The sequence below is a fragment of the Rhizobium sp. GW821-FHT14E12 genome (genome assembly GCF_058803745.1).
In genome coordinates this window covers 658,567-671,585 of sequence record NZ_JBXAPH010000002.1, presented here as the reverse complement: position 1 = coordinate 671,585, position 13,019 = coordinate 658,567, and the positions used below count along the sequence as shown (strand labels likewise).

The following is a 13,019-nucleotide window of genomic DNA, read 5'->3' as shown; positions in this document are numbered from 1 at the left end:
CGTCTGGTGGTCGTCGGTGATGTGCTTTGCCGGCTGTAGCGCCTTTTTCTCCATTGCCAGTGGATGGCGAGGTGGAACCCGCGCGGGCCGTCTTGTTTTTCAATCGCTTTTAGATTGAAAAACGCCGGGCTGCGCTATCTACATGGTCCAGCTTTGCCCCAGGGAGGAAATGACGTGGTTGATGAAAAACAGCTTATCTCCAAGATCACTTGGAGACTTATGCCTTTTCTAGGTATTCTCTATCTTATCGCCTATATCGATCGCCAGAATGTCAGCTACGCGAAACTGGAAATGGTTGGCGCCCTGGGCATGAGCGAGTATGCCTACGGCTTGGGCGCGTCGTTGTTTTTTATAGGCTATTTCCTGTTTGAAGTCCCGAGCAACCTGCTCCTCGACAGGTTCGGGGCGAGCAAGTGGTTTGCGCGCATTCTGGTGTCCTGGGGCATTGTCACGGTCGCATTGGCCTATACCCAGAACCCGACCATGTTCTACATCCTGCGCTTCCTGCTTGGCGCCTGCGAGGCAGGGTTCTTTCCGGGTGTCCTCTATCTCCTGACGCTTTGGTATCCCTCGGCCTATCGTGGCACCATGGTCGGGTTGTTCATGATCTTCAGTGCCTTGGCCAACGCGATCGGCGCGCCCATCGGTGGCCTTCTGCTTGATATGGACGGCCTCTATGGTCATGCCGGATGGCAGTGGGTTTTCATCGTCACCGGTATTCCCGCCATCATCGCCGGTTTCGTGACCTTCTTCTATCTGTCCGATCTGCCGGAAAAGGCAGGCTTTCTCAGCGTCGAGGAAAAGAAGTGGCTCAAGGATCGGCTTGCCGCTGAAAATGCAGGCATGGAGCAGCATGCATCGGATGGCTTCAAGGCTCTGATCAATCCGCGCGTTCTGCTGATGGCGATTTGCTATGTCGGCTTTCCGCTGGCAGCCTACGGCCTCAGCTATTGGCTGCCCACCATCGTCAAGGGTTTCGGGGTCAGCAACACCACCAACGGGTTCCTGAACATCATTCCCTGGCTGCTCGTTGCGGTCGCCCTCTATGTCGTTCCTTCAATGGCGGACAAGGCTGAATCCAAGACGCCCTACATCGTCATCTCCGCGTTGACGGGAGCTGTGTGCCTGGTGCTGTCGGCGGTCATTCCCAATCATACACTACAGTTCGCATTCCTCTGCGTCGCCGCAGCTGGCATCTTTGCCGGGCAGCCGGTTTTCTGGAGCTTGCCGTCGCGCTTTCTGCAAGGGGCTGGTGCCGCTGCTGGTCTGGCGGCCATCAACTCCATCGGCAATCTCGGAGGTTTCGTCGCGCAGAATGTCGTGCCTTGGATCAAGGACACCACCGGAAGCACCATCGCACCGATGTTCTTCCTCGCCGCCTGCCTGACGGTCGCTGCCGTGCTGGTTCTGTTTGTCGGGCGCGTGGTGGCTCGCGCGTCGACATCGCGCGATCTGAAAGGCGCAGGTCCTTCACGGGTCTGATCAGTCGAAAAAGGCCCGCCTTCCAATCTGCAAGGCGGGCCTTGTAACCTGATAGTTTCGAACCGAAGGAAGCGCCTCAGCCGAGGGGCGGCCGTGGAATGCCGAGATGATCGCGCAGGGTCGTGCCTTCGTACTCGGTGCGGAACAGGCCCTTTTCCTGCAGGATCGGCACCACTTCGCGAGTGAAATCCTCAAGCCCGCCCGGAAAGAAGGGCGGCATGACGTTGAAGCCGTCGGCGGCGCGGTTCTCGAACCATTGCTGCATGCGCTCGGCAATCTCGATTGGCGTGCCGAGGACGATGTGATGGCCGCGGCCGGCGGCGACGCGCAGCGCCAGCTCGCGGATCGTCAGCTTTTCGCGGCGTGCCAGCTCGGTCAGCAGTTCGGCGCGGCTGCGCAACTGATCCGAGATCGGCAGGTCCGGCAGCGGGCCGTCGAGATCATAATCGGCAAGGCTGTGGCCGAGCCGCTCCTCCAGGAGAGGCATCGCGCTCTTGATCTCCGTCCAGCGATTGAGAACATCGAGCTTCTCGCGAGCCTCGGCCGCCGTTTTGCCGATCACCGGCAGGAAGCCCGGCATCACCGCCACATCCTCAGGCTTGCGCCCGAAGCCGACAACTCGGCCCTTGAGGCTTTTGTAGAAGGCCTGCGCCTCGTCAAGGCTTTGCTGTGCGGTAAAGACGATATCGGCGGTGCGCGCGGCGAGATCCTGGCCCGGACCGGAGGAACCGGCCTGGATCAGGATCGGATGACCTTGCGGGGAGCGCGGAATATTAAGCGGTCCTTTGACCGTGTAATACTTGCCCTGGTGGTCGAGTACGCGCACCTTGGACGGATCGGCATAGACGCCGCTTTCCTTGTCCTTCGGGAAGGCATCGTCGTCCCAGCTATCCCAGAGCCCACGCACCACATCGACGAATTCCTCGGCCACGGCATAGCGCTCGTCGTGTTCCGGATGGCTTTTGGAGAAGTTGGCGGCGGTGCGCGCATAGGAGGTTGTGACGATGTTCCAGGCGGCGCGGCCGTGGCTCAGATGATCGATCGAGGCGAAGGCGCGGGCGAGATGATAGGGCTCGCCGTAGGTCGTTGATGCCGTGGCAGCGAGGCCGATCTTGTCCGTGACCATGGCGAGCGAGGCAAGTAAGGTCAACGGCTCGAAGCGGGCGATCATCGATGGATGCGCGTCGATGCCGCTCGTCAGGCCGTCCGCCAGAAACAGCATGTCGAACTTGGCGGCTTCCGCCATTTGCGCCACGCGGCGTAGCAGGTCGAAGTTTTCGCTGCCGGCCTCTGCGTCTGGATGGCGCCAGCCGGAGACGTGATGGCCGGCTCCCTGCAGGAAAAGGCCGAGATGGATCTTGCGGGTCTTGCTCATGGTTTCATGCCTTGGAATTGCGGAAAAGGATCAGGTCAGCCGCTGGCCGAGCACGTCGAGGAACCGATAGAGATCATCCTCGCTCAGCATCGTCCTTGCAAGTTCCGGAACGGCTGATACGGCCGGATGGTTGCCGGTCGCGCCGCGGAATTTGTCCGTGGGATCAGTGACGCCCGGCAGGCCCTTGAACTCACGGGTCAGTCGCTCGCCATTGGTGAGCGTGATGTCGGCAATCACGAAACGCGTTTTCGGATCGCTGGACAGGCGAGGGGCGGTCTCGTCATGACGGCGCCGGACGCGGCGGGCAACGGCCATCAAGTCCTCGCGCACCGGCGTTTCGCCGAAATGATCGATCCGGAGCGCTCCGTCGATGAGAGCCGTCGCAAAGACATATTCGGCGCTGAAGCGCGCATCGATCCCGGTCACCGGGTTCGTCACCACCAGCGCGGCGTCGCCGCCCGGCGGGAAGGTGATGGTGACGGTATCGATAGTCTCCGCGCGCAAGCGTTCCTGATGCAGCTGAATGCCGATCACGCCGACGGGATGGCTTGCCGTGCAGCAAGGAAAGGCCTTCAGCGTCAGGCCGGGCGCGACGATCTGCCAGGGCGAACCCCAGTTTTCCACCGTGGCCTGCGGGCGTTCTTCGCCAAAGGCGAAGGCGGAGAAGAAGCCGATGGGATTATCGAGGAAATCCCTGGCGCCTCCGAAACCGGCCTTGGCGAGCTTCGCGGACAGCAAGCCTGAGCGAGCGGCCATGCCGGCATGGTAGGGCTTGGCATCATAGCCGAATTGCAAGCGCAATCCGCTCGAATGAGTGGCGGCGAGCCCGAGCGCCACGGCGGTCTCCTCGACCGAATAGCCAAGCACATGGGTGACGGCCGCAGCCGCACCGATCGTGCCGAGCGTCGCCGTCGCATGGAAACCGTTCTCGTAATGCTTGGTGCCGAGCGAGAGCCCGAGGCGTGCCATGGCTTCCAGCCCGACCACATAGCCCGCAATCAATTGCTCGGCGGAAAGCCGGGTTTCCGAGGCAAGCGCCAGAAGTGCCGGAACGATCACCGTGGTCGGATGGCCGCGCACGCTTGAGTGCACGTCGTCGTAGTCGAGCACATGACCGGCATGGGCGTTGATCAGCGCGGCCGTCAGGGCATCGGTTCGACGTGCTTGTCCGATAATCACTGCGGCCCCGGTGCCGGGGGAAAGCTGGTCGAGCAGGATCAGCGTCGTGCGATCGAGCGCGCCGCCAAAGGCGCAGGCCAACCAGTCGATGATTGCGGTGCGCGCTGCCTGAATGGCGGCTTTGTCCTTCAGAGGCTCGGACGAGACGATGGCCTCGGCAAAGGCCGTGGTAAGCGGAAAGACCTTGTCCATAATCGATCCCTTCAGATGCCTTCGCCGTCTTCCAGAGCACCACGCCCGCCAGCCAGCCCGTTGACGAAGCGGCGGATGCGTGGATTTGCCGACTTCTGGAAGATGTCCTCGGGCGAGCCCTTGTCAACGATGAGGCCGTTTTCGGTGAAGACGACGACGTCGCTGATTTCCTCTGCAAACCGCATCTCATGCGTGACGAGAATGCTGGTCATGCCCTCTTTTACGAGGTCGCGGATAACGGCGAGCACTTCGCCCACGGTTTCCGGATCGAGCGCGGAGGTGACCTCGTCAAACAGGACAAGATCCGGCTTCATCGCAAGCGCGCGGGCGATCGCCACGCGCTGCTGCTGGCCGCCGGAAAGCTGTCCCGGATACATCAGCGCCTTCTCGGAAAGCCGCACTCGCGCCAGAAGATCCTTCGCGTGACGCTCGGCCTCGGCCCGATCGACGCCGAGAATGCGGATCGGGGCGAGGGTGATGTTGTCAATGACCGTCAGATGCGGAAACAGATTATACTGCTGGAAGACGATGCCGATCTTCTGGCGCAGCTTGATCCTATCTGTTTCGCTGGTCATCAGATCGACGCGCGCGCCGTTGACGGTGATGCGGCCGGATTGCGGCGTCACCAGCGCGTTGATGCAGCGCAGGATCGTCGATTTTCCGGATCCGGAAGGGCCGATGATCGAGACGGTCTCGCCCCGCGCCACCTGTAAGTCGATCCCTTTCAGCACCTCTGTGGGTCCGAAGGACAGGTGCACGTCCGCCAGTTCGACGATCGGATTGGTCGCGGCTTGGCTCATGCCCAGCTCCTCATACTTTCAGGCGACGCTCGAGGCGGCGCGTCAGGCTGGAAATAGGATAGCAAAGAACGAAGAACGCCGTCATCACCACGATATAGGCAAGCACGGTGAAATCCAGCCGGCGAACGGCGGTGCTTGCATCCGTGGCGGCGTGCAGGAGTTCATGAACCCCCACCAGCGAGGCGAGCGCGGTCCCCATGGTGATGGAGGCGAAGAGGTTCATCCAGGGCGGCAGCGAGCGGCGGGCGCATTGCGGCAGGATGATCCAGCGTAGCGCCTGCAGCCGGGAAAAACCGAGCCCCTTGGCCGCTTCCCATTGCGTCGTGGCGATCGATTGAATGGCCCCACGCGTGATCTCGGCCACATAGGCGCTGGCCGGGATGGCAAGCCCGATCACCGCCTTCAGCCAGTCGGGGAAGGGCAGATAATGGCCGGCCACCACGATCTCGAAGGGGAAAATGTAGGTCGTGGCGAAAATCAGCACGAGATGCGGCGCGTTGCGGAAAACCTGCACATAGAAGACGACCGGGTAGCGGACGACCTTCAGGGGCGCGAGTTCCAGAATGCCGAGGATCACGCCCACAGTCGTGCCACCCGCCATGGCGAGCAGGCTGATCAGGATGTTCATGAGGAAGCCGCTGCCGAGATAGGGCAGCCACTCGATAAGCGTCGACAGCAGCGACAGATCGGCAAGCAGCCAGAGGACGGCAATGGCGATCAGAGCGCCGAACAACCATGGCAGCCGGCTGTGCGCCGACGCGGAGAGGATCTTGGTGTTGGTCATGATCCCACCCCGAAGCCCGGCACGGCCAGGCGCTTCTCGACCCAATGGCCGATACGGGCGACCGCCAGGTTGATGGCGCTGAAGAACAGCAGGATGACGATCATCAACTCGACGACGTTGTCGCGCTGCGTCCAGACCATGATCGAGGCATAGGTGATCTCGCTCACCGCGATCGCATTGCCGACGGTTGTGAGCTTCACCAGATTGATCAGATTGTTGACGAGGGCCGGCAGAGAGGCGCGGATCGCGAGCGGTGCTTCCACAAACCTCAGGATCTCCAGGCGGCTGAAGCCGATAGCGCGCGCCGCCTCTACCGTCTGCTCCGGTACGGCTTCGATGCCGGCACGGATGGCATCGGCGTGCAGAGCAGCCACATGCAGGCCAACGACGGCCACGACCCAGAAAAAGGGCGAGAGCGGATTGTTCTGCGCCCCGCCGAGGACATTGGAGACGAGCGTGTTCAGCACCAGGAAGCTGAACATCAGCTGCACCAGCGTCGGCGTATTGCGGGTGATTTCGATGAATGCCCGGACGGGCGCCGATACCAGCTTACGGCTGGATGTCAGCATGGCTGCGAACAGCAGGCCGAAAGCGAGGCTGACCGGAATCAGGAGCACAATGAGATAAAGCGTGGTGATAAAACCACCACGCCAGATCTGCGCCTCATAACCGCTGGCGAGGAACTCGTAGTTGAGCCCGATCTTGCCCGTCCAGTCTATGAAGGCCTGAAGAAGGGAATTCCCCATGAGCCGCCTTAATTCAAGAAACGAAAAGCGTCACTTGCCTTCGCTCTCGAGCTTCTTGTGCTCTTCCTCGAGATAGGAAGTGTTGAGCAACCGGTTGGCCTTCGCATAGTCGAGCAGCTTGCCATTGGCATGCAGCTCGCGGATGACCTTGTCGAGTGCATCGCGCGTATCGGTCTCGCCCTTGCGCAGCCAGATCACGGAGTCCGACGGGACGAGTTCGGTCGGGAAGAGGATGGTGTAGTCTTTCCATTCTTCCGGGCGATCCTGGAGGAGAAGGCCGACGGTGGCGCCGACATGGACGGCGGCGACGCAATTGCCACCCTGCAGTGCCAGCAGCGATTCCGGCTGGCTGGGCAGAGCCTTCACTTCGGCGCCATACTGCTCGATGAGCGGCTGCGTGTAATTCGAACCCTGCGATACGCAAACCGCCTTGCCCTTCAGGTCGCTCCAGTCCTTCAGCCCGCTATCCTTGCGGCCAACGGCGGCACCGCCGCTGCGGTCATAAGGGGTGGGCACATAATCGAGAATCTTAGCGCGCTCTTCGGTGTACTGCATGTTGGCGATCAGGATATCGACCTTGCCCTGCTGCAGGAACTGCACCCGGTTCGGCGGCGTGACCGTTACCGTTTCCAGCTTGACGCCGAGCTTCTCGGCCAGCGCCTTGGCGATGTCGATATTGTAGCCCTTCTGCTCCTGGCCGGCCGGATCGATATAACCGAATGGCGCGCCGGACAGGATGACGCCGACCGTCAGCGAGCCGCGTCCCTTGATGCGGTCGAGCGTGGCGTCGGCATGGGCGATCGTGCTGAAAAGCGCACCGATGGAAAGAGCGGCGGCAAAAAGCGTCGCCGAAGTTCGCTTGGCAAAGTTCATGGGTTTAAAACTCCTTGTCGGCGCGGAAACTAGAGAGGCTGGCCAGAGCGGGCGAGGAATCGCATGCTATTTCTTCAGGCTTCATAGAACGAATTACCCACGGAATATATGGGTTTTAATACAATCGCTCTGTCGTTCGGGCCTGCTGCAGGCATGGCGGATGAACTTACATTCTTGCTGCCCGGGAAGACGTTTTCACGCCGAAGGTCGGGTGTGCTGAGCGAGAGCGGTTCATTCTTCAACGTCTTTCACGCTGCCTGGTAGTGTTAGGAATATCGTACAGGTGCCAAGTCCCTAGACCGATCTGACATTCGTGTTTATTTTCAGATTGATAAGACCATTTCCTCAACGCTTGCTGGGGCGGATGGAGCTGCGCAGGTTGATAAGGCGGTCGAGGGATTGCAGCGTCGTTTCCTGGGCGGCGGTCGCGAGCGCGAGCATCATCGATTCAAGGCAGACGAGGGTCGGGCCGTGGAGCGCGACATGTTCAACTTTGGCGCGGGGAATGATGATCGATGCATCGGCATGCTTGCGCAGCACGGTGTCTTCTTGCCCCAGCAGCATGACGATCGGGATACCGAGGCGCTGGGCCTCGGTGATGGTCGTCATGCCCTCGCGATGCGCCCGGCCATAGGCCATCATGATCAGCGCATCGCCCTCTTCCATGGTCAGAAGCTGTTCGGCGAGTGCGATCCCGGTCAGGTTGAGCGCATAGGAGGGGTAGCCGTTGCGCGAAAAGAGACGGGCGGCATAGGTCGCGAGCACGCCGGAGGCGCCGATGCCGAAAACGCCGATGCGCTTTGCCCCGAGAATGACCGCGATGGCATCCGTCATGCCTTGGCGATTGGATGGCGCGGAGAGGGCTTCCATGGCATTGCGGTGATCGTTGATGACGAAATCGATGGCGGAATCGACATTGCTGTTCAACTCGCGCGCTGTCGTCGCCATCTTCTCTGAGGGCGAATCCGTTTCGCCGATATGGGCTCCCAGCGTGTCCTTGAGGTCGATCAGCCCTTCGAATCCCAATGCCTGGATCGCGCGGATGACCGTCGCGTCGGAGGTGCCGGTCTCGTTGGCGATTTCGAGCGCGGACTTGCCGAGGATGGCGTGGCGATGCTGGTCGATAAAATCGACGACGCTGAGCAGGCTCGGCGACAGGGAGGCGCGGCGGTTCTTCAGTCGTTCGCCGAAGCGGTCGATCCGGCGGGTCTTCTTCTGGATTCTGGAGGCGGCGTCCATGGCCGGTAAGATACCTTCCTTAGATAATCATATTAAGGAGGCCACATTGTCCTATTCCTACCGATTTTGAAAGTCTTGGGCGCATCACTGTTGCGGCTGCTTTAAGCCGGGGCGCCCCGCAACATGAGATTGCACCATCGACACCATCAGATTGAGAGCTGCATAGGAATTGGAGATCGCCTCTTCACGCGGCAACAGGATGTAGCGCCCTTCGCGGCAGGCGGCGAGGAACTGGCAATAGTCCGGGAGCACCTTGTTCATCGCTGCAATTTCCTCGGCCGGCGTGCCGCCGGTGTCCGAGCGGTAGGTGTCGAAGATGAAATCGGCGTCGAGTTCCTGCAGCCGCTCGGCGCTGACCTCGATCCGACCGCCTTCCGGGATCTTTTCGATAATGTCGGGAAAGTGGAAACCGGCATCGCGCAGAACACGGCCGAGCGCGCGATAGGTATGATAGATGCTGATCTTGCCGTTCTGCGCCTGCAGCACCGAGACAGTGACCTTGGACGGATCCACCACCTGTTTCAGTTCTTCGATCTGTGCGCGGTAGCGCCGGTCGAGAATGGCGAGCCGGTCCTGCGTGCCAGTGAGATCGGCAAGGCGCTCGTAGATATATGGTGCGCTGCCGACGGTATTGTCGATGACGACGGTCGGCGCGATCTTCTCGAGCTGCTCGACCGGCGTCGCGCGACCGGGTTCGGTGATGATGAGGTCGGGCTTCGCCGCGACCACGGCTTCGAGATCGACGGTGACGGCGCCGATATAGCGCATGCCGGAATTATCGAAATCGATGCCGGTCAGGATCGGCCCTGAGCGCAGATAGGCCTTGCCATCGGTGCCCGTGCGGCCGTGGCTCGCAACCGGGCGCACGCCGAGTTCGATCAGCGGGATGGTGATGTCGAGATCATGCATGGAGACGATGCGTAGCGGATGCACCGGCACCTCGACCTTGCGGCCGAAATCATCGGTGAAAACGCGCTTCTCGATATCCTGCGCTAGCAGCGGACCTGCGGTAACGGCGAGCACGAGAAGAGCGGCGGTAAAACGTCTAGACATGACAATCCTCAAAGAAGGTTGCGGCGCTTCCAGAGCAGAAGCAGAAGGACGGGAACGCCGACGATCGCAAGCACGATGCCGGCGGGAAGCTGGAGCGGTGCAAAGGCAAGGCGGCCAATGCTGTCGGCGATCAGCACCAGGGCCGCGCCGAACAGTGCGCTGCCGGCCAGAAGCGCCGTCTGGCCGCCGCCACGGATCGCCAGCCGCGCCATATGCGGTGCGATGAGGCCGACAAAGCCGAGGCTGCCGACGCAGGACACGCAGGCCGCGGTCAGAAGAACAGGTGTAACGAAGCGCAGGATCGAAAGCCGCCGCAGCGATACGCCGAGCCCGATCGCCAAGGGATCGCCGAGAACGGCGGCGTCGGCCGCGGCTGCGGTCAGGAACAGGATCGCGGCACCAAGACCGGCGCAGACAAGCGCGATCGGCACGACATCCCAGGAGACGGCGTTGAGGCTGCCGGCAAGCCAGACCATGGCCGTCTGCACGTCGCGAATATCCGAGGTGGTCAGGATCACGGATAGCGCTGCCGACATCAGCCAGGAAAAGCCGATACCGATCAGCACGAAGCGCATGCGTGTCAGGTCGCGTGCGAGCGACGCCACGATCAGCGCGCTGAGAAATCCGCCTGCCATGCCGACAAGCGGTCTGAGATAAAGCCCGGCCGATGGCATGAACAGGATGAGTGTGATCACCGAAAGGCTGGCGCCTTCCTTGACACCGAGCAGGCCGGGATCGGCGAGGCCGTTGCGTGTCAGCGATTGCAGCGCGGCACCCGAAAGCCCGAGCATCGCGCCGCTTAGCACTGCCATGACGATGCGTGGCAGCCGGAAATCGCGAATGATCTGATGACCTTCGCCGGTTGCCCGGGCCGGGTCTAAGAGCACAGTCAGGAGATCGCTGAAGCCTGCCTCGTGGCTGCCGAGCGGAGCCATGGCCAAGGCCGTGGCAACGACGAAGAGGAAAAGCAAGGCAAGCACGATGCAACTACGCGAGTGGATGCGGCGCGACAGCGGGCCTAGTACGACCAGATGATAGCCGTTCTGCCGAGCGACGCTCATCGGAAATACCTCGAGGCAGCGACAATGAAGACCGGCGCGCCGATGATGGCGGTCATGATGCCGGTCGCAAGCTCGTGCGGGCTCATCAGCATGCGCGCGGCGATATCGGCGGCAAGCAGCAGCGCCGCGCCGCCGAGCGCCGCAAGCGGCAGGGCGAGCCGGATGTCGCCGCCGGAAAGCTGCCGGGCTGCGTTGGGAACCATAAGTCCTATGAAGCCAATCGGGCCGGCGACGGCGACGGAGGCACCGCAGAGAAGCGCCGTGGCGGCAAGCCCGATCAGTCGGGTGCTCCTGACCGGCACGCCGAGCCCGGTCGCTGCGGCATCGCCGAGCGCCAATGCGTTGAGCCGTGGAGCGATCATGATGGCGAGCAGCATTCCGATGAGGATAGGCGCAAGCGCGGCTCCAATCAGGTCATAGCCGATCCCTGCGAGATCGCCGGCAAGCCAGAGCCGCATCTCCTGCAATGTCTCTTCATCGAGGATGAGGATTGCCGAGGTGAGGGAGGAGGCGAGTGCGGAAAGCGCGATGCCGCAGAAGGTGACCTTCAGCATGGTCATTCCGGCCCGACCGGCGGAAGCGAGCGCGATGACGGCGGCAAAGAGCAAGCCGGCGCCAAGTGCCGCCACCAGCGGGCGGGCGAGGCCGCCGGCCAGAAACGGCAGGCTACTGGTCAGCACGACGGCAAGGCTTGCCCCAGCATTGAGGCCGAGAATATGCGGCTCTCCCAGCGGATTGCGCAGCAGCGATTGCAACAGCAGCCCGGCGACGCCGAGGGCGGCGCCGACGAGAAGGGCAGCAGCAAGCCGGGCGAGCCGCAGCTTTACCAGGATCTGATGCTCGAAATTATGGCTGTCGAAGGCGAAGACGGCCTTGAGCAGCGTTGCCGGCGCCACCGGTCGTGCGCCGATGCCGGCATGGATCGAAGCCAGCACGAGAATGATCGCCGCCAGCGCCATAAGGGCGAAAAGGCTGCGCATCGGACGAGCGCGCCGTGGCGTGGAACTGGCAGAAACCGAGATCGCACTCATAGCTCCCTCTTGGCCCCCTTGGTCGAGGGAAGAAAAAGGGGCAGGCCTGTTTCCGGATGCGCGAGACGAACCACCTCGGTGTTGAAGACATCGCGGATGAGTGCAGCGTTGCATTCGCCGGGGTGTTCGGCGATGCCGGCAATCGCGCCGTCCTTCAGGAAGATCAGGCGGTCGGCATATTGAAGCGCGAAATTGAGATCGTGCAACACGGCGACGATGGTGCGCCCGTGTTCGCGGGTGAGGTGCCGCAATAGGTCGAGGACTTCCACCTGGTAATGCAGGTCGAGGAAAGTGGTCGGTTCGTCGAGCAGGATGACGGGCGTTTCCTGCGCCAGCGCCATGGCGATCCAGCAGCGCTGACGTTGGCCGCCGGAAAGGCTGTCGACGGGCCGGCCAGCGAATTCGAGCGTATCGGTCACTGTCAGCGCGTGTTGAACAGCCTCTTCGTCGGCTTCCGTCCACTGCCGAAGGAAACCCTGATGCGGATAGCGTCCGCGCGAGACGAGGTCGTAGACGGTCAATCCTTCCGGCAGCAGCGGGCTTTGCGGCAGAAGACCAAGCTTGCGGGCCACCTCGCGCGTCGGCATGGCGTGCAGTGCCTTGCCGTCAAGGTTGACCGTTCCGCCCATTGGCTTCAGGAGGCGTGCCATGACCGACAGCAGCGTCGACTTGCCGGAGCCGTTCGGCCCCACCAGCATGGTCATGGTGGCTTCCGGAACGGACAGCGAAATGCCGTCGAGGATCAACTGCTTGCCGTAGCCCGCAGAGACGCCTTCGACGGATAGCAGAGGAGTGGCCGCTCCGCTCTGTCGTTCAGAAATCTCTTCTTGTCCTTCTCGCATGCACTCTTTCACGTCTGTTTCCGTTCGAGGGAAAGTATTCCTGAGTGTAGTAGTCAAATTTTTTGCGTTGTAAATTCCGCGGATTCTTCGCGACGGCGGGCGCAGGACGGATTGGGAGGTCAGTCGGGGTTGATGTCGGAAGATAAGAGAACTTTCGTATCTCGCTGAAAAGTCTGGAATTTCCGGATGGTCTACTTGAGTAAATGGATGGGTTTCATTCATTCGTGCTTAACGCCGCCACGCCCGGTGGGAAAGAATTCATCGAATTAAAAGTTGACTACTACATTCAAGAAAAGAATAAGCCGCCAAACCCACGGTTACGTGGGTCTTCACATCAGGCGCTGGAATTGGACGATATCCGC

Annotated in this window: 12 protein-coding genes; 1 reads left to right on the top strand and 11 read right to left on the bottom strand. The window is 61.5% G+C overall.

The features are described 5' to 3' along the window. The first annotated feature begins 174 nt into the window (after positions 1-174). On the top strand, positions 175-1,482 hold the full coding sequence (locus AC1RO0_RS11240; RefSeq protein ID WP_498592966.1) for an MFS transporter: 1,308 nt from the start codon (positions 175-177) through the stop codon (positions 1,480-1,482). A gap of 76 nt (positions 1,483-1,558) precedes the next feature. On the opposite strand, the gene AC1RO0_RS11235 is transcribed toward AC1RO0_RS11240, so the two are convergent. From AC1RO0_RS11235 to AC1RO0_RS11185, 11 genes are all read right to left on the bottom strand, one after another. Then, on the bottom strand, positions 1,559-2,857 hold the full coding sequence (locus AC1RO0_RS11235; RefSeq protein ID WP_498592965.1) for an LLM class flavin-dependent oxidoreductase: 1,299 nt from the start codon (positions 2,855-2,857) through the stop codon (positions 1,559-1,561). Positions 2,858-2,887: 30 nt separating this feature from the next. After that, positions 2,888-4,228, bottom strand: coding sequence for an MmgE/PrpD family protein (locus tag AC1RO0_RS11230; RefSeq protein ID WP_498592964.1), 1,341 nt, complete (start codon positions 4,226-4,228; stop codon positions 2,888-2,890). Positions 4,229-4,239: 11 nt separating this feature from the next. Further along, on the bottom strand, positions 4,240-5,028 hold the full coding sequence (locus AC1RO0_RS11225) for an amino acid ABC transporter ATP-binding protein (RefSeq protein ID WP_498592963.1): 789 nt from the start codon (positions 5,026-5,028) through the stop codon (positions 4,240-4,242). Positions 5,029-5,038: 10 nt separating this feature from the next. Continuing rightward, on the bottom strand, positions 5,039-5,812 hold the full coding sequence (locus tag AC1RO0_RS11220) for an amino acid ABC transporter permease (protein ID WP_498592962.1): 774 nt from the start codon (positions 5,810-5,812) through the stop codon (positions 5,039-5,041). Next, positions 5,809-6,558 (bottom strand): amino acid ABC transporter permease, encoded by a 750-nt coding sequence (locus AC1RO0_RS11215; RefSeq protein ID WP_498592961.1) that lies wholly within the window; start codon positions 6,556-6,558, stop codon positions 5,809-5,811. The genes AC1RO0_RS11220 and AC1RO0_RS11215 overlap by 4 nt, the downstream gene beginning before the upstream one ends. Positions 6,559-6,588: 30 nt before the next feature. After that, positions 6,589-7,431: a transporter substrate-binding domain-containing protein gene (locus tag AC1RO0_RS11210; RefSeq protein ID WP_498592960.1), complete on the bottom strand. Its 843-nt coding sequence runs from the start codon at positions 7,429-7,431 to the stop codon at positions 6,589-6,591. Positions 7,432-7,776: 345 nt separating this feature from the next. Next, positions 7,777-8,670 carry a MurR/RpiR family transcriptional regulator gene (locus tag AC1RO0_RS11205; RefSeq protein WP_498592959.1) on the bottom strand — a complete coding sequence of 298 codons (894 nt, stop codon included), beginning with the start codon at positions 8,668-8,670 and terminating at the stop codon, positions 7,777-7,779. Between the two features lie 84 nt (positions 8,671-8,754). After that, positions 8,755-9,723, bottom strand: a complete 969-nt coding sequence (locus AC1RO0_RS11200) for an ABC transporter substrate-binding protein (RefSeq protein WP_498592958.1) — start codon at positions 9,721-9,723, stop codon at positions 8,755-8,757. Positions 9,724-9,731: 8 nt separating this feature from the next. After that, on the bottom strand, positions 9,732-10,784 hold the full coding sequence (locus AC1RO0_RS11195) for a FecCD family ABC transporter permease (protein WP_498592957.1): 1,053 nt from the start codon (positions 10,782-10,784) through the stop codon (positions 9,732-9,734). Continuing rightward, positions 10,781-11,815 (bottom strand): FecCD family ABC transporter permease, encoded by a 1,035-nt coding sequence (locus AC1RO0_RS11190; protein WP_498592956.1) that lies wholly within the window; start codon positions 11,813-11,815, stop codon positions 10,781-10,783. The genes AC1RO0_RS11195 and AC1RO0_RS11190 overlap by 4 nt, the downstream gene beginning before the upstream one ends. Continuing rightward, a complete protein-coding gene (locus AC1RO0_RS11185; RefSeq protein WP_498592955.1) occupies positions 11,812-12,657 on the bottom strand; it encodes an ABC transporter ATP-binding protein in 846 nt (281 codons plus the stop codon). The genes AC1RO0_RS11190 and AC1RO0_RS11185 overlap by 4 nt, the downstream gene beginning before the upstream one ends. Positions 12,658-13,019 lie beyond the last annotated feature (362 nt).